The organism is Arthrobacter sp. Z5-13 (genome assembly GCF_056499105.1).
Map to the genome: position 1 here is coordinate 3,796,093 of NZ_CP096460.1, position 23,709 is coordinate 3,819,801.

Below are 23,709 nucleotides of genomic sequence, written 5' to 3' on the forward strand. Positions count from 1 at the left end.
GAGGCGGACCAGTGCCTGAGGGGTGGACCAGTGCCTGAGGGCGACTCCGTCTGGCGGGCGGCCTCACAATTGCACGCCGCCCTGGCTGGTCAGCAGCTGCTGTCCTCCGACTTCCGCGTGCCGCGCTTCGCGACGCTCAAGCTCGACGGATGGACCGTCAGCGAGGTGGTGCCCCGCGGCAAACATATTCTCATGCGGCTTCAGGGCCCCTCGCAGGAACGGCTCACCATTCATTCCCATCTCAAGATGGAGGGCGCCTGGCAGGTCTATCCGCCTGGTGGACGCTGGCGTAAACCGGGGTTCACGGCCAGGTGCGTCCTCCGGACGGCTGCGGCAGACGCCGTCGGGTTCTCGCTGGGAATACTGGAAGTAGTCAAAACCGCGGACGAAGACTCTGTTGTGGGGCACTTGGGACCGGACCTCCTGGGGCCGGACTGGGACGCCGACGAGGCCCAGCGCCGCATACTCACCCACCCTGAGGTACCCATCGGAGTGGCTCTCCTTGACCAGCGGAACCTTGCCGGAATCGGCAACGTTTACCGCTGCGAAGTCTGCTTCCTCTCGCGCATTCACCCGGCTGCTCCCGTCTCTGCCGTAGCCGACCTTCCCGCTCTCCTTGCGGACGCCAAGCAATTGCTGGAAGCCAACATCGGGTCTGCCCGGAGAACCACCGTCATGAGCCCTCACGGGAAACCAGTGGGCAGCGGCGGAGGGCGTCCCGGCTTCTGGGTATATGGCCGCAAGCACCAACCCTGCCTTCGCTGCAGGACGCCCATCCGGTACGGCGTCCTCGGGAACAGTGCCCAAGGAAGAACCGGCGCCAGCGAGGAGCGGGACATCTACTTCTGCCCCAGTTGCCAGCCGGATCTCGCGGTCTCCTGACGAGTGAGTACTGAAACACCAGGGATGTTGTGACTCAGGCAGCCTGGACGGGTACCTGCTCCTCGTCGTCCACAGCGTCCAAGGCCGCCACGGGAAGTTCAGGAACCATAAACTTCGGCAGGAGAAGCTGCACCAACGGCCCGATCGCGAGCGCGTAGACCACTGTGCCCACGCCGATCGAACCGCCAAGCAACCACCCGGCCGCCAGCACAACAGCTTCGATCCCCGTCCTGGAAAGCCGAACCGACCATCCTGTCTTGCGGGCCAGTCCTGTCATCAGACCGTCCCTGGGGCCGGGACCCAGACGCGCACCGATATAGCAGGCAGAGGCAATACCGTTCAGGAGCACAGCACCGACCAGCAGTGCAATCTGCCCGCCGAGGTGGGAGAACTCCGGGATCAGGAACAAGCCGACGTCGGCAAATACCCCCACCAGCACAGCATTGCTGAGTGTGCCGATCCCGGGCCGCTGCCGGAGGGGGATCCACAGGAGCAGTACCAGGAAGCTGACCACAACAACAACCATGCCAATACTCCAGCCCACTTTGGCTGCGAGGCCCTGATGGAAAACGTCCCAGGGATCAAGGCCCAGGGCCGCCCGGATAAACATGGCCAGGGAGAGTCCGTACAAGGCAAGACCAATAAAGAGCTGAGTCAATCGTCGTGTCATCACTGAACAATGCTCACTGTAACTGGCCTTGTAATCCATAGCCAGTTTGAGATACTGGCTTTATGGCCGGCTCCTTGAACCCCAGCGCCCTTTCGCGTCTCCTCGGCGAATGGAACGTTGGTGCCGCGCCGGCCTATCGCGAACTGGCCGACGTCGTCCGCCTACTGATCCTTGACGGGAGAGTGCCACTTGACGTGGCACTTCCCAGCGAGCGCGCCCTGGCGTCCGCTTTGGACGTCAGCAGGACCACAGTCACAGCCGCCTATGGAAGCCTGCGCGAGCAGGGATTCCTCAGCAGCCGGCAAGGCAGCCGCGGCCGCACGTGTATTCCGCAACGCACGCTTCGGGGAGAGAATTCGGCGGGGGGCGGCAGTGTCCTGACAGCCAGCCCGGGCCTCGCGGCACCCGAGGGGCTTCTCGATCTGGCTTACGCCTCGCTCCCGGCCAGCGGCGAGATGGTCCACAAGGCATTCGCGGCAGCCATCACTGAGCTACCTGCCCTGCTGCCGGGATTCGGGTATGACACCATGGGCGTTCCGGCTCTCCGCCAGGCGATAGCAGCCCACTACACCGATGCCGGTGTTCCTACCGACGAAGAACAGATCCTGGTCACGTCCGGAGCACAACACGCCCTGAACGTTGTGTTGCGCGCTCTGACAGGCCGGCAGGACCGTGTGCTCGTGGAGCAGCCCACATATCCGAACGCCCTTGATGCCATCCGTGCCGCCGGGTGCCGTCCGGTGCCTGTCCCGCTGCCGGTCAGCGGCCAGGGCTGGGACCTCGATGCCCTGAACTCCACCATGATGCAGTTGCGCCCCAAGATGGCTTACGTCGTCCCTGATTTTCACAACCCCACGGGCAGGCTCATGCCGGACTCGCAACGCCGGCAACTGGTGAAGGCATCAGCAGCATCGGGCACCATTCTGGTGGTGGACGAGACGCTGCGCGAACTGAATCTCGACGGCGTGGCCACCACCCCCGTGTCAGCGTTCAGCTCCGCCGTCGTTTCCATCGGTTCGCTCAGCAAGTCCCACTGGGCCGGTCTGCGTTCAGGGTGGATCCGGGCAGACCGGGCCTTGATCCAGCGCTTCGCCGCAGCCAGGAGCACCCTTGACCTGGGCGGCCCGGTGGTGGAACAACTGGCTTCGGCCCATCTGGTCCGCGCGCTGGCTGAACCCTTGCCCGCCCGCCTCTCAGCTTTGCGGGACAACCGGTCGGTACTGCTGGAACTCCTCCAGGAGCACCTCCCCCAATGGCAGGTGGAGCGGCCGAGCGGTGGCCTGTCCGTCTGGTGCCGGCTGCCGGCCCCTGTCAGCACCGCTCTGACAGTAATCGCACCGGACTTCGGCATCAGACTGGCTGCCGGGCCCCGGTTCGGCATTGGCGGAGCCTTCGAGCATTACCTGCGTGTTCCCTTTACCCTCCCGCCTGAACAACTCGAAACGGCTGTCCATTCACTGCGTTCAGCCCAGGACCGGCTCAGCGCTGTTCCCCAACTCCGACGAACCCTAAAGGAATCCAGGCAAGCAGCCATCGCCTAGCCAGCCGCATCCCGAGACCATATGCGCGTCCTGGTGACAGTTCGGGCCATCTAGGCGTACACCCTTTCGAGGAAGCCGCCCCAGGCCGCCGCGATCTCCTTAGAGCTCGCTTTGCCGGTGAAATCATGCACGGTCATTCCCACGGGAGCGCCGAACGAGTTGCGGCCGAAGAACCGGTACATGGCCTCGGCTGTACGCAGCCCAAGGAAGTGCTCATTGGAGAAGTCCACTTCCCCGGAAAGTCTGCCGACGCCGTCGAGCTCCAACTCCACGGACTGCCCCTGTGCCGCGTCCCGGACTCCGAGTGCTTCCTTGAGCTGCAGGAATCCCTGCGGATCCTGCGACGAGGCGGGCGCCTGAATGTCAGCAAACGCGACGGGCTTCCCATCGAAATACTTCAGGTACTGGCCCAGAGTGTGGAGGTAGAACTCGGTGTGCTTGCTCGCGCCGTCATACTGCTGGTCCCAGTCGTCCGTGAAGATGCCGCTGTGCACATAGTGAAGCTTGGCCCGCCCGCCCTCCACTGGTTCCAGAACGTGCTCCAACTGGTTGAACCAGCCGTCGGGTCCCTCCATGCGGGTGACCAGGTGCCGCGGGTAGTCATCCGCTGTCCTGACAGCCGGCCACTGGTCCGTCGGGAACATCCAGGCAGGCGTGTCCTTGGTAACTGCTTCCCAGACCTGCTCCGGCGTGCCGGGCAGCTCGGTATCCACGACGATCTCAAATTTACGGTTGTTGTCAGTCATTGTCCTGCTCCTTGGCTGAGTTTGGGATTTTCGATGTTTTGAGTGTGGGGTGAAGGGCGACGACGAGCCTGTGCTTTCGTCCGCCGGCCCCTTCGGTGCGGGGCCCGCCGTCGTGATACTTGTCCACGAGTTGTGTCACCGCAACGCCGAGTTCCTCGGCGAAGGCCGCGCGGTCCGCCGCAGTCCGGAAGGTGATCTCGCCGTCGATCGCGAACGTGGCGAGCTTCTGCTTGGCCGCAGCCGCTCCGGCAATCAGCTTCCCCATCTCCTGGACTGTGCGGCCTGCGAGCGCCAGCAGCCAGAAGGCGGAGAACCGGTCCGAGAACCGGCGGGGATCGGGAGCGACCGAGGCAAGAGCCACCGGCGAAATCAGGTAGGACGCCGCCGTCGCCTGAAGAACCCGCTCGGTGACATTGCCTTTGCGCCGCTCCTCCACAAGTTCCACCAGCCCGTGCCGCTCAAGTGCCTTGAGATGGTAGTTCACTTTTTGTCGCGGGAGACCCACTTTGACCGCCAGCTGGGTTGCCGAACCGGGGTCCGCAAGTTCCTGGAGGATGCGGGTGCGGATGGGGTCCAGCGACGCTTCGGCTGCGGCCGGGTCCTCGATCACTTCGATATCCAACATGCTTAAAGTATCACCACCGACAATTTTATTTGTCAAGAAATATTCTTCCGTCGGTTTCGCGTTCGTGGGAACGCGGCGAGGTCGCCGGAAGGTTCCGGCGACTAGGACGGGTTCCGGCGAATTCGCCATCCTGGGCCCCAGTAGAATGGACCCGTGATGCAATCCCCCCTCCCGGTACGCGACGGCGTGAACGCGACCCGCCTGCGCCTGCCCGTGGAAGGTCCCTGGGCCACGGCGATGGACTACATGATGCACCGCTGGGGCCACATCGATCCGCAGGGAATCGAGGACAGGTTCGACGCCGGGGAGATCGTCGGAGAAGGCGGGATCCCCCTTAGCCGGACCACGAAACTGGAGGACCACACTTTCATTTGGTATTACCGGACGTTGCCGCCGGAAACCCGCATACCCGTGGAGCTGAACATCCTGCACCAGGACGAGCACATCCTCGTGGTGGACAAGCCGCACTTCCTGCCCACAACTCCCGGCGGGACCTACATCCAGGAATCTGCATTGGTGCGGCTCCGGAACCAGCTCAACCTTCCCGACCTGATTCCCATGCACCGCCTCGACCGGATGACGGCCGGCCTCCTGCTCCTCTCCACCAATCCGGAGACCCGCGGAAAGTACCAGGTGCTTTTCGAGAAGCGCCAACTGCAGAAAGAGTACGAGTGTGTGGCCGCCGCGGAACCCGCAGCCGGCTACCCCGCCGTCGAGTACCCGGTGGTGGTGCGAAACCGGATGACCAAGTCCCGCAGTTACCTGCTGGCCGAAGTCATTGACGGTGAACCCAATGCGGAAACCCGCATTGAAAGGCTCACAACGTACGACGACGGCGGCCGGGAGCGTGCGCTCTATCGCCTGGAGCCGCACTCAGGCAAGACTCACCAGCTTCGGGTGCACATGGCATCGCTGGGGCTCGGCATCCTTAACGACGCTTTCTACCCCGACCTGCTGGACAAGGCCCCGGACGATTACACCAGGCCGTTGCAGTTGTTGGCACGCGGGGTGCGCTTCGTGGACCCCATCACCAAGGAACCCGTGGAGTACCGCAGCCGCCTGCAGCTGAGCCACGCCCCCACACCCGCCTCGAATGCAGGGACGAGCTAGCCAAAAACGCGCCGGAACGCCTCCGCCGTCGGGCTGCTGAAGAGGACAAACTCCACGAGCTCAAGCGAGCTGGATGGCGTCTCCTCGGCAAAGTTATCCAAGGCTGCCAGTGCCGCTTCCGCAACCTCTCCCGCATCCCAGCCGTAGACTCCTGCGCTGATGGCAGGGAAAGCCACGGACCGAGCGCCCAGGGAATCCGCGGCGCGTAGGCTCTCCCGGAAACACGATCTCAGCAGCGCCGGATCAGTCTCTCCCGCATGCCTGTTTGGGCCGACGGTGTGGATAACCCAGCGCGCCGGGAGGCGGAAGCCCGGGGTGACCACAGCTCCGCCCACCGGAAGCCCTCCTGGCAGCAGCGTTACCCGGATCTCACGGCATGCTTCCAACAAGTCCGGCCCGGCCGCACGGTGAATGGCGCCGTCCACTCCTCCCCCTCCGAGCAGTGACGAGTTGGCGGCATTGACTATCGCCTCCACGCGGCGGGTGGTGATATCGCCTTCAAGGATCTCGATGCGCATGGCTTAAGTCTGGCACTGGCGTCCACAGGAGGGCAGTGCAGGCCCTGCCGGAGAGCCGCAGGCAGGAATAGAATTGCCTTCGATGGCGGTCCTACGCCGCCTGGGTCTCATGAGGTGAAAGGACCCGTCATGGACCTCCCGAGGGAATTTCCCGGTGACCGGACAGCGGCCAAATATGCCTACGCTGCTGCAGGACTCGGCGTCATCGGTGTTGCCACACTCGGGCTGATGTTCGCTATAGAGGTACCCAGGAACGGCCCCTTCGTTTTTGGCACGATGAACGATTTCACCGGTGGCCTCTTCAACCTGGCGGTCATTCCCGTGATCCTCCAGGTTCACCGCCGCTTAGACCCCACACTCTGGACAGAGGTCGGCAAGTGGACCGTTGTGACCGCCTGCGTTGCAGGCTCCGTCAGCTCCTTCCTGCTGGTATTCAACCAGCTGGATTTCGCCACCTCAACCAGTATCTCGGTGACGGCCATTGTCATTCAGGGCGCGTGGTTCTTCCTTGCGCATCGGAGGCTGCAGGGGGTGAACGGTTATCCCAAGAACCTGGCCAAGCTCGGGGTGTTCATCGGCGGAGCCATGCTCGCCGCCCTCCCATTGTCGGCTGTCGCGTTCACAGAAGCGGCGCCGGAGTGGCTGCGGTGGACGGTCGGTGCTGCGGGGATTGCCCTGGGGGCGGCCGCCTGGGTCGCCTGGCCTTACTGGTACTTCCGGGCTGGCAAGCTTTTGAGCCACAGCGGTGCCAAATCGCAGCTGCCCACCGCCATCCGGGAAGCCTGACGCCCGGAGTTCGGAACGGCACGGAGCCAACCCGCGGCAAGTACGGTATTTTGTGGCCATGGACATCGGGAACGCTGACAGTTGGGGAGCGGCCATCTACTTTTGGCTCGTCCCCATGGTTTTGGCCGACGCGATATTTCCGCTTGTCCCTTCTGAGATGGTGGTAATCACGGGCGGAGCACTCTCGGCCGACGGGCGCGCCAGCGTTTTCCTGGTGGGGCTCGTGGCCGCCTTCTCCTCGTGGATTGGCGATGTGGTGGTGTTCCAGCTCTTCAAGCGCCGGCTCAGCCATGTGCTGGACAGATGGCGGTGGGGGCGGAAGCTGCACCGGGGCATGCATCGCGCCATTGAGAAAGCCGGACGTTCCTCAACCTACGGCGCCATCATTGGCGTGCGCTTTATCCCTGGCGGGCGGCTGGCGACCTCCGCCGCCGCCGGGATTGCCGACGTCACCACACGCTCGTTCAGTCTTTGCGCCGCAATCGGGGCGGTTCTTTGGGCCGTCTGGCTCGTGGGCCTCGGATATTTCACGGGCACTGCCACTGGTTTACCGTTTTGGGCCAGTTCACTGATCGGAGTCACGGTTGGACTGGTCATTGGGGCGGTTGTTGGCATGATCGCCACCCGCCGCCGGGGTAACCGCTCCCCCGTCGAGGAACCCGAAGCAGATCCCAGCCCGTCCTGACAGGCGCCAGCTAAATCGGCGCCCAGCGTCCTCGGTTCCGGCGAAGCACTTGGAGGGATCCGGTTACAGCAACGCGTTCGACGGCGTCACGCATCATTGACGCCGACGATCTCGCCTGGCTGTTCTCACCGTTGTATTCGGTGGCTTCCACCAGAAAGCGAAGGTTCAACTGTGGCACACCGCCGGCGATATCCAGCTGGTTGGATTCCACGTGATGGCGCGTTTCCAAGGCTTCGACGGCCGCAGCCATCACCGCTTCCGGTGGGTTGCCAGGCCGCAGCCCCGTGATCTTGAGTCTGGTCTGGAACGACGGCATGAATCCAACCCTAACCCTCCCTCACCTTTCGCCCCCAAAACCCTAACCCTCCCTCACCTTTCGCAGGGTCTGCAGTAGATGCGTGCGAAACGTGAGGGAGGGTCACCCAAAAACGTGCGAAACGTGAGGGAGCGTCGGTAGGGGTCGGAGAGGGCGCCTACCCCGTGTTGCGGAGGCCCGCCGCCACACCGTTGACGGTAATGAGCATGGCCCGCTGGAGGCGCTCATCGATCTCGGCACCTGAAATGCCCTCGGTAGCCTCGGCCCGGATACGACGCAGCAGTTCCACCTGGAGGTAGCTGATGGGGTCAAGGTACTGGTCGCGGATTTCCAGGGACCGTTTCAAAGTGGGCTGGGCGTCGAGCAGGACGTTTTCGCCGGTGAGGTTCTGGATCTCGCTGACCGTGAGCTCATACTCCGCGCGGATGCTGCGGAACAGGTGATGCAGGTCTTCGGGGACCAGCGAGGAAACGTAGTAGCCGGCGATGTCCAGATCGGTCTTGGCCAGCGTCATTTCCACGTTGGACAGGACTGAGCGGAAAAAGTGCCAGCGGTCCATCATCTCAACCAGCTCGCCGGCATGTCCGGCTTCCCTCGCTGCTTTCAGCCCGGAGCCGACGCCGAACCAGCCCGGCACGATCTGCCGTGACTGGGTCCAGCCGAACACCCACGGAATGGCACGCAGGCCACCCAGCCCGGCACCGGAATCCGGGCGTTTGGAGGGGCGGGAACCGATATTCAGCGAGCCCAGCTGTTCCACCGGCGTGGACGCCAGGAAGTAGGCCGGCAGGTCAGGATCATCAATAAGCGTCCGGTACTGGTCAAAGGCGGCGTCCGAAATGATTTCCATAACGTGGCCGTAGCGAACACGCTCGTCCTCGGACGTCCGCGGGCTGCGGTGCAGAGCTGAACCTTGCATCACGGCGGCGAGGGAAAGTTCGAGGTTCTCCCGGGCCAGTTCGGGCAACGAGTACTTGTCCGAGATTACCTCCCCCTGCTCGGTGAACTTGATTTCGCCTTCCAGCACGCCGTTGGGCTGGGCCATGATGGCATCGTAGGTGGGCCCGCCGCCACGGCCAACGGAACCTCCCCGGCCGTGGAAAAGACGCACGCGGACACCGTGCTTTGCGGCAACGTCACGCAGCTTCCGCTGGGTCTTGTGGATCTCCCACTGGCTGGTCATCACGCCGGATTCCTTGTTGGAGTCCGAGTACCCCAGCATGATTTCCTGGATGTCGCCGCGTAGCCTGACCAGTTCCCGGTAGGACGCATTGGAGAGGAGCTGGTCCACGATTTCTGCCGAGGCCCGGAGCTCTTCAACTGTTTCCAGAAGTGGCGCGAAGCCGATCCTGGCATACGGCGCCTCACCAAAGAGGCTGACCAGCCCGGCTTCACGCGCAAGCACTGCCGCAGCCAGGACGTCATCGGCGCCACGGGTCATGGAGATGATGTATGTCTCGATCACATCCGGGCCGTAAGTGCGCAGGGCGCGGCGGATCTCCCGGAAGACGTCGTACGTGCCGTCTGCGGCGCCGTCGAGCTTAATAGGGTGGCCTGAGAGGGGACGGCGGGAGGCAAGTTCGGCGCCCAGCACGTCGAATCGCTCGGGGCGGCTCAGCTCGGCGTACCGGATGCCGGGTCCGCCCAGGCGGTCCATCAGCTGGCCGACGGCGTCATGGTGGTGGTCGGCATGTTCGCGGATATCCAGCGTAGCCAGGTGGAGGCCGAAGGAGGCGATGGCCCGGCGGACCCGCGCGAGCGCACCATCGGCTACGAGGGACGCTGAGTGGTGCCGCAGCGATTTTTCCAGCAGCTCGAAGTCTTCGATGAGCTCGGCTGTGGAGATGTAGTCCCGGCCGTGCTCGTGTACGGAGCCGGCACCCACGCGCTTGACCGTGTTCAGCAGCTTGGCCTTGATGCACGTCAGCTTGAGCCGGTACGGTTCCTGCGCGTTGAGTTCCAGGACACGCCGGTCCAATCCGGGCAGCTTGGCGAGATCCGCCTCGATGGAGTCGAGCAGGTCCTGGTCGGCACCGGCGAGAGCTGTGGAATTGGAGAGGATGGAAATCAGCTCGTCGATCATGGTGATGCTGATCCGGACGGCGTGCTGGTTTTGGAGCTGGAGGATCTCCCGCGTTACGGAGGCCGTGACGTTCGGGTTGCCGTCGCGGTCACCGCCGATCCAGGAACCGAAACGGATGGGCGCGTTCTGAGCCGGCAGCGTCACACCCTGCTCAGCCAGGAGCTCGGACAGATCGGTCAGCATTTCCGGCATCGCGTCGGTGAGGATGCTGTTCAGGTAGTAGATGGCGTTCCGGGCCTCGTCCACAGGAGTGGGACGGACCTGGCGGAGCTCGTCCGTCTGCCACATCTGGTCGATAACCTCGGCGAGCTGCCGGTCCTGCCGACGCCGGGCCGATGTTCCTTCTTCGGTGGATTCGGCGAGGATGTCCGACAACCGCCGGATCTTATCCAGTACCGACCGCCGGGATGCCTCTGTGGGATGGGCGGTGAAGATGGGGCGGACGTCAAGCTCATTCACCACGGTCTGCAGGACAGCGGGACCTGCCTGGCTGGCGATGTCAGCCACTGCCTTGGCCAGCCAGCCGTCCTTTTCCTGCCGGGTGCGGAGACCGCGGACCCGGTGGACCTGCTCAGCCGCGTTGGCGAGGTGGAAGTAAAAAGCGAAGGCACGCACCAGGTCGGTTGCCTGCTCAAGCGGCAGGGAGCCGAGCAGTTCACGGACCTGGGCAACGACGTCGTGCGCGCTCCACGGGCCTGTCGCCTGGGCGCCGCCGCGGGCCGCTTCCTTCGATTCCTTTGTCAGGAGGCGGACCTGCTCCACAAGGTCCAGCAGCTCGGGGCCGTGCTGGCGGACCAGGGATTCGCCAAGGAGGGTGGACACGCGCCGGACGTCCGCGCGCAGTTCGGAAGCCAGGTCTGTGCTGGCGAAATCGGTGCTGGAATTCAAGGCAGTGTCAGCCATGGAAGCTATCTTTCAGGGTTCGGAAAGGGTTTCGGACTTGGCTCGTACACTGCGCTGGATACTGTGAGCCGGGTTACTTGTTCCTAGGGGATGTTACCCGCAGCACCCTTAGTGATGGAATTTGTCTCAGAAAATGTCAGCGCAGCAGCCATCCGGTTGGGGGCGTGGCTGGAGCGTTTCAAGGGCGGGTGGAAGCCGAGGGGTCGGGGAAGGAAATCTTTCCCGAGTACACAGTGGAGGGATCCAACCCGTTCCCCGACGACGGCGCCTCATGCTTGTGTTGTTTCATTTCCTCCCGCGCAGCACCCGGAGCGTAGGTGGGCGCGCCGGTGGAGGGATCGATAACGCCTAAAGCACTGCCCAGCGTTCCAGCGCCACCCTTGGTACTCACACCGTGTTTCAGCACCGACATGCCGCCCAGGGTAAACAGCACCACCAGAGCCACGCATACCAGGACCGTGATCAACGCCTCCGCCGCCATATGCTGAGCCTACGCCTGGAGCTGGGGAATGGACCATGATGGGCTGCTGTTGATGCCAACGCAGGAACACGCAGGAACCACCGCAGCAGCCGACGCAGAACGTGAGGAACCATGAGCACCACGCCTGATGCCCAAGTGGAGCGTTGGCAGCGCTTCCGGAAGAGCCGCAATTCGGCCCTCGCCAGCGAACACGGCTGGCTGACGCTGACCTCCTTCCAATGGCTGGAGAACCGGCCGTCCCGCGTCGACGTGGTGCCCGGGATCTGGTCCGCAGACGGCACAGGCTCAGCCAAAGGCGCGACGGCGTTCCTCACCGCTGCGGCGAGAGACGGACTCACGGTGGTGGAGACCGGGGAGCCCGTTGACGGCACAATTTCTGCCTCGTTGGCGAACGAGGAGTCGCTGATGTGGGTGCAGTTCGGCGGCGGAGACGGCAAGCAGGTAGTGGTGGAACTCGTCCGGCGGGCCCACAAGTACGCCATCCGCACGCGGGATTCACGCTCGCCCGCGTTCACGGAGTTCGACGGCGTGCCCACCTTTGATTACGATCCCGGCTGGGTGATCCAGGGCAGGTTCGAGCCTTACCCGGAGCCCGTGGACGTGCCGATCGCCACGGCAAATCCGCTGGTGGACGGGATGCACCGCTCAGTGGGTGAAGTGGTGTTCCGGGTTCCCGGGATTCCGCACGACATCCGCCTCCATGCCGAGGAAGAGAAACTCGGGGCCCTGACGGTCACATTCCATGACGAAACGAACGGCGTCTCCACTGATGAGTGGCGCAAGGTCTTCATCCCGCGCCCCCGCCCTGATGGCTCTGTGGTGATCGACTTCAACCGGGCCATCAACTACCCCAGTGCCTTCACGCCCTACGGCACCTGCCCAATGCCGGTTAAGGGAAATTCGATCGACGTCGAGGTGACAGCGGGCGAGAAACTTCCGGCGGGCAGCCTCGGCTAGCGCCCTAACCAGGCAGAGGGACGGCTAGGCGATAGCAGACACCCCGGTGACGGCCCGGCCCACAATGAGTGTGTTGATCTCGAACGAGCCCTCGTAGGTATAGATGGCTTCCGCGTCGGCGAAGATCTTGGCCATCCGGTAGTCCGTGACAATCCCGTTGCCGCCGAGAATGGAACGCCCCATGGCGACGGTTTCCCGCATCCGGGCGCTTGTATAGGACTTGGCCAGGGCCACCTGAGCCATGTCCGCGTTGCCCTGCTCCTGGAGCTGGGCGATCCGCACCATCATGCCCAGGCTCGCAACGGCATTGCCGAGCATTGTCACCAACTGCTGCTGGATGAGCTGGAACTTCGCCAGCGGCCTGCCGAACTGTTCACGCTCCAGCGCGTATTGACGGGCGACGTCGAACGCGGCCAGCTGCTGGCCCACGGCCTGCCAGGCAACCATGATCCGGGAACCCCGCAGCAGTTCCTTGGTGTCTTCGAAACTGCTGATACCGGCGAAGCGGTCAGCCTCGGCAACCCTGGCGTTCTGGAAGACAATGTCCGCGTTCTGAACTGTGCGCAGGGCGATCTTGTTCTCGATGCGACTCCTGGTGACGCCCGGCAGCCTTGCATCCACAATGAAGCCCCTGACGGCGTTATCGGATTCGTCCCGGGCCCAGACCAGCAGGTAATCGCAGAACGTCCCGTTGCCTATCCACCGCTTTGCCCCATTAAGCACCCAGCTGTCGCCGCCGTCGTCGGCCTCCCCCGTGGTGGAGGAGATGCGCCGGGCGCGGGTCTCCATTCCCCCGGCCACATCGGAACCGTGCTCCGGCTCGGTCAGGGCGAAGGCGCCCGTGGTGCGGAGGTTGGCGGCATCATGGAGCAGCCGGGCCCTCTGCTCCTCTGAACCGAAACCGTACAGCGATTCCACGAAAAGGTCGTGGTGCACAAGGAAAAACGTGGCGATCGACGTGTCAACGCGGGTCATCTCAGCGATGACGAGTCCGGCGAAAAGGTGGCTGTAACCACGTTGTGCAGGCGTGCTCAGCTGAAGTTCCGCGAGTTTGGGCAGGATGTGCGCCGGAAACTCAGCGTCGTTCCACCACTGGGTGGCATAAGGCGCAATTTCCTGGGCCAGGAACTGCCGCAACTCGTTCAGCTTGGCCTGTTCCGCGGGGCTCAACAAGGACTCGAACTGGAAGAAGTCGGCCGTCGGCAGCGATTCCAGCGACGGAGAGTCAGCGGACAATCGTTCGGCCGTCATTTAGGACCCATTCGGATAGCGCCGTCGAGCCGGATGGTTTCGCCGTTGATCATAGCGTTCTCAACGATGTGGGCAGCCAGGTTGGCATACTCCTCCGGCCGTCCCAGACGCGCAGGATGCGGCACCTGTTGGCCCAGCGATTCCTGCGCTTCCTTGGCGAGCCCTGCCATCATCGGCGTTTCGAAAATGCCTGGGGCGATGGTGTTCACCCGGATCAGCGAGCGCGCCAGTTCCCGTGCCAGCGGAAGGGTCATGGCTGCCACGGCACCCTTGGACGCCGCATACGCGGGCTGGCCGATCTGTCCCTCAAAGGCAGCCACCGAGGCCGTGTTGATAATGACACCCCGTTCGGGCCCACCGAGTTCCGTGGCCACGGGCTCGGTGGGAACCATGGCAGCCGCGGCGAGCCTGACCACGTTGAACGTGCCCACAAGATTGATCTGGATCACCCGGGTGAAGGCCTCCAAAGGGAGCACACCTTCGCGGCCCAGCACCTTACCGGGGGTGGCGATGCCCGCGCAGTTCACCACTATCCGCAGCGGGCCCAGGGCAGTGGCGGCGTCCACGGCCGCCTGAACCTCGCGTTCGTCAGTGACGTCTGCTGCGGCAAAGACGGCAGAGTTCGACGGCGGGCTCCCGGGGTTTGCGTTGGCCGCATGGTTGAGTTCGCCGGTTTGGTTGAGTTCGGCCGCATAGGCGGCACCGGAGGAGGAAGCCAAGTCCAGGAGAACCACGGAAGCTCCCGCCTGAAAAAGGCGCTTGGCCGTCGCTGCACCCAGCCCGGAGGCTCCCCCTGTAATTAGCGCGACTGAACCGCTGATGTCCATCCATCCTCCTCGATGTGGAACCCGGCCGACGTCGACCGTTAGTTAATGCATGTTAACTGGAATTTGGTGGGAAAGCACCTGAGCCTGCGGCCGGCAGCGCCCGCTAGGCTGGCTGCATGAGTGATCCCAACGCTCCGTTGCCTCCGTACGCCAGTGGTTCTGCCTGGGACTCTGCCAAGGACTCCCTCTGGGCTTCCCGCGCGGATGAGGCTGCCCGGTCAGTCACCCGGATGTTTGGGCATCGCTTGTGGTTCCTCCCCGGGACACATCTTGCAGCTGTGCAACGCCCCTCGGGCCGCATGCCCAACCCCGCCAAACCCTGGCATTACTGGTGGCAGGCCCATTACCTCGATTGCCTGGTGGACGCCGGGCGCCGGGAGCTGCAGCAGAACCGCCCGTTCGACGGCGATGGGCGGCCGAGTGCCGGGAAGCTCGCTTCACACCTGGTCACCGGCATCAGACTCCGAAACTTCCTGAGGTTCGTCAACAGTTACTACGACGACATGGCCTGGTTGGCCTTGGCCACCCACCGTCTCCAGAAGCTGGCAGAGGAAACCCGGAAGCGGGGTCGCCGCAGGAATAGACGGGCGCTGAGAGCTCTCCAGCTGCAATTCGATTCGGCCTCCACGGACCACCTGGGCGGTGGAACTTTCTGGAACACCACCCGGGACTTCAAGAACACGCCTGCCACCGCTCCGGTGGCCCTCTTCTACGCCCGGAACGGGAATTCTGCCAAGGCTCAGGAACTGTTGGACTGGCTGGATGCCCGGCTGTTCGACCCCACCAAAGGCCTGTACCTCGACGGACTGCGGATACGCCAGGATGGCAGCGAGGAACTGGTCAGCGCCACCTACACCTACAACCAGGGCCCCGTACTGGGCGCCTTGCTTGAACTCGGCGGAAGCCAGAACCTGAGGCGCGCGGCCGGTCTGATTGAGGCGGTGGATCGCGAGCTCGCTCGGCCGGCGCGGGCCGGCAACGGTTTGGACCTCCGGGCACTCCGGGGTGAGGGCACGGGGGACGGCGGCCTGTTCACAGGAATCCTGGCTCGGTACCTTGCACTGGCAGCCACCGATCCACGGCTTCCTGCAGCCATCCGCACAACCGCTGCCCGGCTGGTTACCGGCACTGCCGAGTCACTATGGGAAGGGCGGCGCCTGATTGCAGCCGGAGAACCGTTGGCAAGGTACGGAGGAACGATGGTTTTTTCTATCTACCCGGACGCTCCGGCGTCCGCCACCTACCCGCCGGGAGCCGCCGTCGAGCTTTCCACGCAGCTGCAGGCATGGATGATTCTGGAGGCCGCCGCGGAGCTGGGTTCCAGTACGCATTCCAATTAGGGCACGCAACATTGCGGTAATACCTGTGATACTAGTCACTTAATTGGATTGCGCCTTGGAAGTAAGGATTGGCTAACCTACAGTTTCCCCGTGAGCACCCCGACTTTCCTTGGCTCACAGGACTTCGGTCCGCTGACGTTTCCCCAGAAAGAAGCCCCCATGAAGATCCGCAATAACGCGTTGGCTGGAATCGCACTCCTCGCCACCGCCACTCTCGGCCTGGCAGCCTGTGGCTCCGGCTCGGCCACTCCAGCAGCAACCGCCGACGCAGCAGCTTCTGGCGAGATCACCGTCTACAACGCGCAGCACGAATCGATGACCAAGGCCTGGGCCGAGGAATTCACCAAGGAGACCGGCATCAAGGTCACCCTGCGCCAGGGCAAGGACAGTGAGATGTCCAACCAGATCATCCAGGAGGGCGATAAGTCCCCCGCCGATGTCTTCATCACCGAGAACTCCCCCGCAATGACGCAGGTGGAGACCGCCGGGCTGTTCGCTGACCTGACCGACGAGGTCAAGAAGCAGGTTCCTGAGGAGTACCGTCCCTCCACCAACAAGTGGACCGGCGTCGCCGCACGCTCCACCGTGTTCGTGTACAACAAGGAAAAGCTGACTGAAGACAAGCTGCCCAAGTCCCTCGCGGATCTGGCTAATCCTGAATGGAAGGGCCGCTGGGGTGCCTCCCCGTCAGGGGCTGACTTCCAGGCCATCGTCTCTGCCTACCTTGAACTCAAGGGCGAAGCCGAGACCGAGAAGTGGCTGACGGCCATGAAGGAAAACTTCAAGGGCTACCAGGGCAACGGTGCCGTCATGAAGGCAGTCAACGCCGGCGAGATCGAGGGTGGCGTGATTTATCACTACTACTACTTCGGCGACCAGGCCAAGACCGGCGAAAACTCCAAGAACATCGCCAGCCACTACTTCAAGAACCAGGATCCGGGCGCATTCGTCTCCATCTCCGGCGGTGGTGTGCTGAATTCTTCCAAGAACAAGGCGAACGCTGAAAAGTTCCTCGCGTTCATCACCGGCAAGAAGGGCCAGGAGCTCCTCCAGACCGGCAAGGACTTCGAGTACACGGTGGGCTCTGACGTTCCTTCCAACGAGAAACTGACCCCGTTGGCAGAGCTGGATGCCCCCACAGTGGACGCGTCCAAGCTTAACTCCAAGAAGGTCACCGAGCTGATGACCAAGGCCGGGCTTCTCTAACAATCATTTCCCCGCAGTGATCGCATCGCCAACCGTCGCCACCAAGGCGGCCAAACCAGTGGCGGGCAAGGGTAGCAGCCCTCGCCCGCCATTGGTCGTTGCCTTGCTGGCCACGGTTCTGGCCCTTTTTGCTTTGCTTCCCCTGGGCTACGTCATCTACATGACGGCGGTCACGGGCTGGGAAACAAGCATCGAGCTGGTTTTCCGGCCCAAGGTTGGTGAGCTGCTCACCAACACCCTGCTGCTGATGCTGATCGTTGTTCCGGCAACCCTGGTGGTGGGCGTGGGCAGCGCCTGGCTCGTGGAGCGCACGACGCTCGGTGGCCACAAGGTCTGGGCGGTGCTGCTGGCCGCACCGCTCGCAATTCCGGCATTCGTCAACAGCTATTCCTGGGTATCCGCCATCCCTTCTCTGGAGGGCGTCTGGTCCGGCTCCCTGATCGCAGTACTTTCCTATTTCCCCTTGGTCTACATTCCGGCCGCAGCCACGCTCACGCGCCTTGACCCTGCAATTGAACAATCCGCCGCGGCCCTTGGACTCGGACCATGGCAGGTGTTTTTCCGGGTGATCCTCCCCCAGCTGCGGCTTGCCATCACCGGCGGAGGACTGCTCGTGGGGCTCCACCTGCTGGCAGAATACGGCGCCTTTGCCATGATCCGCTTTGAGACGTTTACGACGGCGATCATGCAGCAGTACGCTTCCACTTTCAACGGCACCGCAGGGAACATGCTTGCCAGCGTGCTGGTGTTCTTCTGCCTGATCCTGCTGGTGCTCGAAGCCCGGAGCCGAGGCTCCGCGCGCTACGCAAGGATCGGCTCGGGCGCCCAGGCCAAGCCATACAGGCTCGTCCTTGGCCGGTACCAGGCGCCCGGGCAGTTGGCCATGATGGCGCTGACGGCGTTGTCGCTGGGCCTGCCATTGTGGTTCGTGATGCGCTGGATCGTTGCCGGCGGGGCTGAAATCTGGGACCTCGATGAACTGCTCCCTGCGCTGCTGCAGACGCTGGGACTGGGGCTGGCCGGTGCAGTGGCCGCCACCGTCGTCGCGTTTCCCATGGCGTACCTGGCCGTGCGCCATCCCGGCTGGTTCAGCAAGTCCCTCGAGCTTTCCAACTACATCACCAGCTCAATGCCCGGGATCGTGGTGGGCCTGGCGTTTGTGACGGTTGCCATCAACGTCATGCCCGATCTCTACCAGACCACCGGGCTGCTGGTGGCAGCCTATGTGCTGCTGTTTATTCCGCGCGCCCTGGTAAATCTCCGGGCCGGGTTGGCTCAGGCACCCAAGGAGCTGGACGAGGCAGCCCGTGCCCTTGGAAAGTCCCCGTTCACGGCCTTCGTCCGCGTCACTTTGCGTCTGAGTGCCCCGGCCGCCGCCGGTGGAGCGGCGCTGGTGTTCCTCGCCGTCGTAACTGAACTGACGGCCACGTTGCTTCTCTCCCCCAACGGCACCACCACCCTGGCAACATCATTTTGGAACAAGAGCAGCGAGATCGACTATGCCGGCGCAGCACCCTATGCGCTGCTCATGATCCTGTTATCCGCCCCCATGACCTACCTTCTATTCCAGCAGTCCAAGAAAGCAGCGGGACAGTGACAGAACAAGCGCCCTCACGGCTCCCCGAACCCCGCATCTCCGCCTCAGTGGAGCCCACCACCAACAGTCACCTGGTTATCGGGTCAGTCACCAAAAACTTTGGAACCCAGGAGGTTCTCAAAGGCGTCAATCTCTCGGTTGCCCAAGGCGGCACCACCGCGATTGTGGGGCCCTCAGGCTCCGGTAAGACCACACTCCTCCGTCTTATCGCAGGCTTCGAGCACCCCGGGACCGGGACCATCGAACTGAACCGAAAGACGGTAGCGGGCGACGGCGTCTGGATCCCAGCGCACAAGCGCCAGGTGGGGTATGTGGCCCAGGATGGCGCCCTGTTCCCGCACCTGACCGTGGGACAGAACATCGCGTTCGGGCTTGACCACGGGAAGCTGACGGGAGGCCGGAAGGGTATCTCGGCGCGGGTCGGGGAACTGCTGGACATGGTCTCTTTGGATGCCGCCATGGCCAAACGCCGCCCGCATCAGCTATCCGGCGGGCAACAACAGCGGGTGGCCCTGGCCCGTGCTTTGGCCCGCGAGCCGGAGCTGATGCTCCTCGATGAGCCCTTTTCCGCCCTCGACGCGGGCCTCCGCGTGGCCACGCGGCGTGCAGTGGCCAAAGTTCTTAACGAAGCCGGGGTCACAACCATCCTGGTCACCCACGACCAGGCCGAAGCACTTTCCTTCGCGGACCAGGTGGCCGTGATGAGGGGCGGCAAGCTTGCCCAGATTGGCAACCCCTTTGTGGTGTACACGCGTCCCACCGACCGGGCCACTGCGGAGTTCCTGGGTGACGCTGTCATCCTGGACGCCTGGATGGAAGGCTCGCTGGCTACGTGCTCGCTGGGCGGAATTCCCGTCCGGAGGCCTCCCGCCCAGGGCCTGGTCCAGCTCATGCTCCGGCCCGAACAGATCCGCATCGCCGAGGACGGCCCCATCCGCGGAGTGGTTGTGGACACTGACTACTTTGGCCCCGAAACCACGGTGCGGCTTAAGCTCGCCATTCCACCGGAACTTGCGGCGGGGGCGACTGCGGATCATCGGTATCCGGGCGGCGGCGAAATCATCACCATCCGCCACTGGAATGCCTCCATTGCCCGGCCCGGCATGGAACTTTGCCTGCGGGTTGTGGGCGAGGCGGTGGCTTTCCCGGTTGGCGGTTAGGCCTTCTCTTCCCGTACCAGGACACTTCCGGCTAAGGCTGATCGCCGGTACCGGCTGGCCTCTTCTTCTGCGGAAAAGGGCTTTCATGGCGGGCGAGCATCGCTACGAAGTCCTTAATCTTCTTCGCGCGGGCTTCCGGCTGCTTTGCAGAGGTGGTCCGGTAGTACAGCGCATAACGGTTGACTGAGGTCAGGACATCGAACATGGCCTGGGCCTCGGGCACCGCGGCGATGGCCAAGGCTAGGTCCTCGGGAATAACGGCTGAAGCCTGGCCTGGGTAGGCCTCCTCCCAGCGCCCATCGGCTTTGGCGGCATCGACGGCGGCGCGTCCCGCCGGAGTCATCCTGCCATGCGCTTCCAGCCGCTCAACATGGCCAACGTTCCGGAGGGACCAGCGGCTCTTCCGCCCCCGTGGCGTCATCCGCTGGATATAGCTCGCGTCGTCACGCCGCTTAACCTGGCCATCGATCCAGCCGAAGCACAACGCCTCGTCCAGGGCGGCGTCGTAATCCAGTTCAGTGACCGAACCGCCCTTTTTATGCAAAACCAGCCAGACCCCGGGGCTGGAGGTGTGATGGTCTTCCAGCCAGCGGCGCCATTCGGCTGCGTCCTTCACCAGGAGTTCCTCGAGTTCAACGGCCATGGCTCCATTGTGCATGCCATGATGGGCCTATCCGGCATCCAGCGCCAGCCTGAGGAGGCCTCTATGTTGCGCGTGCGCCCCATCCACTTCACCTCGAACTTGGAACAGTGGCAGCGATTGCTCACGGTTTTGGGAATGGTCAAAACAGTCGACGACGGCGAATGGCAGGAGTTTGATGCCGGTTCCGGCAGGCTCGCCCTCCGATGGACCGATCCTGGCTCGGCTCAGGATGGAACCACTGTTTTCGGCGTCGAGGTGGGCGACCTGGACGAGTTTGCCCGCCGGACCAACGAAGCAGCGGTGGAAGCCGCAGGGGCCGAAGGCGCTGTCCCGGCAGACGCTGAAGGTACGGCATCCCTGATCGACGCAGACCAAGGCCGCACCTGCCGGATACGGGCCCGGGACGGCTTCAGTTTCTTCGCCGACCCCGCAGCCCACGGCGCAAACTGTGCCGACGCGGATCCGGCGCTCACCGTCGTCGTGGTCTGGTTTACGGAGGACACGGCAGGAGCGGCATCCACCTTGCGGAGTATCGGCGCCCGGCCCCGTCCCGTGCCGGACAACGATGAGACAGCTGATTTCACGGCGAAAAACGGCGGCGTGCTGATGGTGCGGCCCGGAGCTGCCCCCGCAAGGGCGGGTCTGGGATTCGAATACACCGGCGACCTGGACGCGCTGCGGGACCGGATCGAGTCGGCTGGATGGGAGGTTGCCGCTACCGAGGAAGCTTTCGGCCGTACCCTTCAGGTGACAAGCCCGGATGCAGTAACGGCCGCGCACCATCCGGCCCTCTGGATTTCGGGCCCCAGGCCAGGTGTTTGAGGCTCCCGGTTCCACAGCCCCCATGGAGTCGGCAAGGAGTTACGGCAGGGATACGGTAGAACTTAACCATGAACGTTCGCACCCCTGACCCGAATCCCGGCTGGCTGTCCCCCGAGGACCTCTTCGAGGCCCGTGGCCGGCTGCCCATGGTGTACGTGGAAGCTGTACCCGTACGGCTGGACCCGCTGGGATTCGTGAACGAGGTGGGCACACTGCTGCAGGCTGACGAGGACGGAACCATGATCCGTTCACTGGTCTCGGGCCGAGTCCTGTACCGCGAAACCATTCGAGCAGCACTGTTGCGCCATATGGAGAAGGACCTGGGCCCGCTGGCCTTCCCACAGCTTCCCATCAGCCCGGTGCCGTTCACAGTGGCTGAATACTTCCCCGCTCCGTCCCAGACCGGCTTCACGGACGACCGCCAGCACGCCGTCGCGTTGGCTTATGTCATCCCTGTGACCGGTGAATGCGAACCCCGCCAGGATGCTCTGGAACTCACCTGGATGACCCCCCAGGAAGTGCTCAGCCCCGGAGTCCAGCTCGAATTCAGCGGCGGCCGCGGAGCATTGATCAGGCAGGCCTTGGCCTTCGCCGGCGTGGGCAACTAGGCCGGTCGGGGATTCCCTGCACCGGGCTCTGGATTGCATCGCGAACTTCATCCTGATCCGTGCCGGGGACTCTCGCGGTTCCGGCGCATCCCGTACATGGGACCGGCACCTTTGTAGACTGTAGGGCGGACCGCAAGAGAACTTAAGGACTCCCGATGACCCAGCCCCCAGCCGCCCAGCACTACAGCGAACGCCAGGCTGGAGCCCTGCAATCCGGGGACCACCTGATCTTGCCGGGCGGGGACAGCTCGGCTCAACTGCAGGCTGTGAACCTCGAGAAGGACGACTTCGGTGCCCCGGCCCTGATCATCGCAACCCTGTCCAGCGGGGTCACCCTCCGGATAGCGGTGGGCTCCTCGGTCCTGGTCGCCGACTCTCCCGCAGCATCCCTTCAGCTCGTCAAGCACCCCGACGAGGAGGACGACGACGCCGCCGCGGCTCCCGCCGTCGTCGTACCTCCGCTGCCACCCACTCTCCCGGCCAACCTCCCCGCCAATCTCCCGGGGTCCGCCGAGGTTACTGCCAGCGCGGCAACAGAAGAGGAAATGGCACTCATCCCCGAGCCGCAGGGCACGCCGGAAACTGTGGTGCAGGCGGCGGCTGAGGCCCACCCGGATGCCGAGGGCGTCCTGTTGCTCAGTGAGCGGCTGATCAAAGGCATCAACACCAAGTCCGGAAGCTGCCTGAAGGACCTTAGCGACCTCGCCCACGAGCTTTTTATTCTGCTTAAGGACCCGGAGAACGCCCTTGCGGTGGCAGATTTGCTCAACGTCCTGCCGTACGACGGCAATCCGGGCCGGTGGAGCTCCGTGGAAGCGGCCCTGGCTCTGTCCAGCTATATCTGCCGTCAGGCGGGTCAGGAAGAGCGCGCTGACGTCTACGAGAAGCTCCTGCGCGCGCCCGATTCGCAGGAGTCGGATCCGTTCAAGGCGCGGGTCAACGCCCGGGTGCGGCAGCGCTCTCTCAATGAACCGAATCTGTACGACAAGGAAATTTTCCGCTCCATCGATAACTCCAATCGGGAGGCCGAGCGGGAGTGGCGGTTCCTCAGGCTCCAGGCGCTGCTTTTCCTCCGCGCCCACGGTGGCTCGGAAACCATCGGCGGCCCGGAACTGAACCGCAGGATCAGCAACGAACTTGAGGCAGTGCGGGCCTGAAACTGCCTCTTAACGGTAGCCAATTACCCCTGTACCCGCGATGGCAGGAGTTGTAGATTCAGGCGCATGACCAACAATCTGAGCGTTGTCATTAATGCCGATGCACCCCAGGTGTGGACCATGTTGCGGGAGCCCGCCAAAATCGCCCAGTGGCATGGCTGGGAGGCGGACGATCAAGCCGAGGAGATCAACGAAATCTATTTCAAGGACGCGGTGGTCGAAAGTCCTGACCACACGGAACTGACCGTCGACGGCGGTGACATCTTTACCCTCAAGCCGGTACCCAACGGAACCCTCGTCAGTGTGACGCGCTCGGCGCTGGACCACGACTCCGAGTGGGCCGCCTGGGACGAGGACATCACCCAGGGCTGGCTGACGTTCCTGCAGCAACTCCGTTTCGCTTTGGAACGCCACCCGCACGACAAACGGCGGACTTCGTTCTTCTCCGTCCCGGGAACGTCCGGTTCGGCCATCGAGAAACTCGGTGTCAAAGACGTTCCCGCGCCCGGCCAGGAGTACTCGCTGACTTTGGGAACCGGCGAGGAAATCTCCGGGCGGGTATGGTTCAGAAGCAACCACCAGGTGGGGCTCACAGTGCACAGCTATGCGGAACACAACGACGGACTGCTGATCGTCGCCGACCAGCCGGTCATCGAGGATGTCAGGCCCGACGGCGGATCGCTGGTGATCATTTCCACGTACGGGCTCGGGGCGCACAAGCTTGAGTCCATTCGGGCACTCTGGGACGAATGGCGCAGTGAGAACTACCCGTCGTCGGAGCCACTGCACTGAACC

At 63.7% G+C, this 23,709-nt stretch carries 24 protein-coding genes; 14 read left to right on the forward strand and 10 right to left on the reverse strand.

Annotation, left to right across the window (positions count from 1 at the left end):
- The first annotated feature begins 30 nt into the window (after positions 1-30).
- Entirely contained in the window at positions 31-882 is an 852-nt protein-coding gene (locus M1E02_RS17610) for an Fpg/Nei family DNA glycosylase (RefSeq protein WP_479375484.1), read from the forward strand.
- A gap of 34 nt (positions 883-916) precedes the next feature.
- On the opposite strand, the gene yczE is transcribed toward M1E02_RS17610, so the two are convergent.
- Entirely contained in the window at positions 917-1,555 is a 639-nt protein-coding gene (gene yczE / locus M1E02_RS17615; RefSeq protein ID WP_479375485.1) for a membrane protein YczE, read from the reverse strand.
- Positions 1,556-1,614: 59 nt separating this feature from the next.
- Here yczE and yczR point away from each other — a divergent pair, with 59 nt between their 5' ends.
- The gene (yczR, locus tag M1E02_RS17620; RefSeq protein ID WP_479375486.1) at positions 1,615-3,093 is read left to right on the forward strand and encodes a MocR-like transcription factor YczR; all 1,479 of its coding nucleotides are present in this window, start codon (positions 1,615-1,617) and stop codon (positions 3,091-3,093) included.
- A gap of 50 nt (positions 3,094-3,143) precedes the next feature.
- Here yczR and M1E02_RS17625 read toward each other — a convergent pair whose 3' ends face one another.
- A complete protein-coding gene (locus M1E02_RS17625; protein ID WP_479375487.1) occupies positions 3,144-3,839 on the reverse strand; it encodes an SRPBCC family protein in 696 nt (231 codons plus the stop codon).
- A complete protein-coding gene (locus M1E02_RS17630) occupies positions 3,832-4,464 on the reverse strand; it encodes a helix-turn-helix domain-containing protein (protein ID WP_479375488.1) in 633 nt (210 codons plus the stop codon). The genes M1E02_RS17625 and M1E02_RS17630 overlap by 8 nt, the downstream gene beginning before the upstream one ends.
- Before the next feature lie 156 nt (positions 4,465-4,620).
- Here M1E02_RS17630 and M1E02_RS17635 point away from each other — a divergent pair, with 156 nt between their 5' ends.
- Positions 4,621-5,574 (forward strand): RluA family pseudouridine synthase, encoded by a 954-nt coding sequence (locus M1E02_RS17635; protein WP_479378205.1) that lies wholly within the window; start codon positions 4,621-4,623, stop codon positions 5,572-5,574.
- Here the strand turns inward: M1E02_RS17635 and M1E02_RS17640 are convergent.
- Positions 5,571-6,092: an O-acetyl-ADP-ribose deacetylase gene (locus M1E02_RS17640; protein ID WP_479375489.1), complete on the reverse strand. Its 522-nt coding sequence runs from the start codon at positions 6,090-6,092 to the stop codon at positions 5,571-5,573. The genes M1E02_RS17635 and M1E02_RS17640 overlap by 4 nt on opposite strands.
- 129 nt (positions 6,093-6,221) lie before the next feature.
- Here M1E02_RS17640 and M1E02_RS17645 point away from each other — a divergent pair, with 129 nt between their 5' ends.
- Both M1E02_RS17645 and M1E02_RS17650 read left to right on the forward strand, forming a co-directional pair.
- A complete protein-coding gene (locus M1E02_RS17645; RefSeq protein WP_479375490.1) occupies positions 6,222-6,878 on the forward strand; it encodes a hypothetical protein in 657 nt (218 codons plus the stop codon).
- Between the two features lie 58 nt (positions 6,879-6,936).
- Positions 6,937-7,563, forward strand: coding sequence for a DedA family protein (locus tag M1E02_RS17650; RefSeq protein ID WP_479375491.1), 627 nt, complete (start codon positions 6,937-6,939; stop codon positions 7,561-7,563).
- 10 nt (positions 7,564-7,573) lie between these two features.
- Here M1E02_RS17650 and M1E02_RS17655 read toward each other — a convergent pair whose 3' ends face one another.
- The 3 genes from M1E02_RS17655 to M1E02_RS17665 all read right to left on the reverse strand — a co-directional run bounded on the left by M1E02_RS17655 (position 7,574) and on the right by M1E02_RS17665 (position 11,346).
- Positions 7,574-7,879, reverse strand: a complete 306-nt coding sequence (locus M1E02_RS17655) for a hypothetical protein (RefSeq protein ID WP_479375492.1) — start codon at positions 7,877-7,879, stop codon at positions 7,574-7,576.
- 157 nt (positions 7,880-8,036) lie between these two features.
- The gene (ppc, locus tag M1E02_RS17660; RefSeq protein WP_479375493.1) at positions 8,037-10,865 is read right to left on the reverse strand and encodes a phosphoenolpyruvate carboxylase; all 2,829 of its coding nucleotides are present in this window, start codon (positions 10,863-10,865) and stop codon (positions 8,037-8,039) included.
- Between the two features lie 178 nt (positions 10,866-11,043).
- Positions 11,044-11,346: a hypothetical protein gene (locus tag M1E02_RS17665; RefSeq protein WP_479375494.1), complete on the reverse strand. Its 303-nt coding sequence runs from the start codon at positions 11,344-11,346 to the stop codon at positions 11,044-11,046.
- 111 nt (positions 11,347-11,457) lie between these two features.
- Here M1E02_RS17665 and M1E02_RS17670 point away from each other — a divergent pair, with 111 nt between their 5' ends.
- On the forward strand, positions 11,458-12,303 hold the full coding sequence (locus tag M1E02_RS17670) for a DUF1684 domain-containing protein (RefSeq protein WP_479375495.1): 846 nt from the start codon (positions 11,458-11,460) through the stop codon (positions 12,301-12,303).
- 24 nt (positions 12,304-12,327) lie between these two features.
- Here M1E02_RS17670 and M1E02_RS17675 read toward each other — a convergent pair whose 3' ends face one another.
- Together M1E02_RS17675 and M1E02_RS17680 are read right to left on the reverse strand one after the other, a co-directional pair.
- Entirely contained in the window at positions 12,328-13,554 is a 1,227-nt protein-coding gene (locus M1E02_RS17675; RefSeq protein ID WP_479375496.1) for an acyl-CoA dehydrogenase family protein, read from the reverse strand.
- On the reverse strand, positions 13,551-14,381 hold the full coding sequence (locus M1E02_RS17680) for an SDR family NAD(P)-dependent oxidoreductase (protein ID WP_479375497.1): 831 nt from the start codon (positions 14,379-14,381) through the stop codon (positions 13,551-13,553). Before M1E02_RS17680 ends, M1E02_RS17675 begins: the two co-directional genes overlap by 4 nt.
- A gap of 116 nt (positions 14,382-14,497) precedes the next feature.
- Here M1E02_RS17680 and M1E02_RS17685 point away from each other — a divergent pair, with 116 nt between their 5' ends.
- The 4 genes from M1E02_RS17685 (at position 14,498) to M1E02_RS17700 (ending at position 19,684) form a co-directional block, all read left to right on the forward strand.
- Complete coding sequence (locus M1E02_RS17685) at positions 14,498-15,721, forward strand: glycoside hydrolase family 76 protein (RefSeq protein ID WP_479375498.1); 1,224 nt, start codon at positions 14,498-14,500, stop codon at positions 15,719-15,721.
- 159 nt (positions 15,722-15,880) lie between these two features.
- Positions 15,881-16,927 (forward strand): iron ABC transporter substrate-binding protein, encoded by a 1,047-nt coding sequence (locus tag M1E02_RS17690; protein WP_479378206.1) that lies wholly within the window; start codon positions 15,881-15,883, stop codon positions 16,925-16,927.
- A 58-nt stretch (positions 16,928-16,985) separates the two neighbouring features.
- Positions 16,986-18,524, forward strand: a complete 1,539-nt coding sequence (locus M1E02_RS17695; protein ID WP_479378207.1) for an ABC transporter permease — start codon at positions 16,986-16,988, stop codon at positions 18,522-18,524.
- Complete coding sequence (locus M1E02_RS17700) at positions 18,521-19,684, forward strand: ABC transporter ATP-binding protein (RefSeq protein WP_479375499.1); 1,164 nt, start codon at positions 18,521-18,523, stop codon at positions 19,682-19,684. Before M1E02_RS17695 ends, M1E02_RS17700 begins: the two co-directional genes overlap by 4 nt.
- A gap of 31 nt (positions 19,685-19,715) precedes the next feature.
- Here M1E02_RS17700 and M1E02_RS17705 read toward each other — a convergent pair whose 3' ends face one another.
- A complete protein-coding gene (locus M1E02_RS17705) occupies positions 19,716-20,327 on the reverse strand; it encodes a YdeI/OmpD-associated family protein (protein ID WP_479375500.1) in 612 nt (203 codons plus the stop codon).
- A 63-nt stretch (positions 20,328-20,390) separates the two neighbouring features.
- Here M1E02_RS17705 and M1E02_RS17710 point away from each other — a divergent pair, with 63 nt between their 5' ends.
- From M1E02_RS17710 to M1E02_RS17725, 4 genes are all read left to right on the forward strand, one after another.
- Entirely contained in the window at positions 20,391-21,149 is a 759-nt protein-coding gene (locus M1E02_RS17710; RefSeq protein WP_479375501.1) for a VOC family protein, read from the forward strand.
- A 68-nt stretch (positions 21,150-21,217) separates the two neighbouring features.
- Positions 21,218-21,757 carry an NUDIX hydrolase family protein gene (locus tag M1E02_RS17715; RefSeq protein ID WP_479375502.1) on the forward strand — a complete coding sequence of 180 codons (540 nt, stop codon included), beginning with the start codon at positions 21,218-21,220 and terminating at the stop codon, positions 21,755-21,757.
- A gap of 155 nt (positions 21,758-21,912) precedes the next feature.
- Positions 21,913-22,914 (forward strand): DUF6707 family protein, encoded by a 1,002-nt coding sequence (locus M1E02_RS17720; RefSeq protein ID WP_479375503.1) that lies wholly within the window; start codon positions 21,913-21,915, stop codon positions 22,912-22,914.
- A 66-nt stretch (positions 22,915-22,980) separates the two neighbouring features.
- Positions 22,981-23,706: an SRPBCC family protein gene (locus M1E02_RS17725; RefSeq protein WP_479375504.1), complete on the forward strand. Its 726-nt coding sequence runs from the start codon at positions 22,981-22,983 to the stop codon at positions 23,704-23,706.
- Positions 23,707-23,709: the final 3 nt, after the last annotated feature.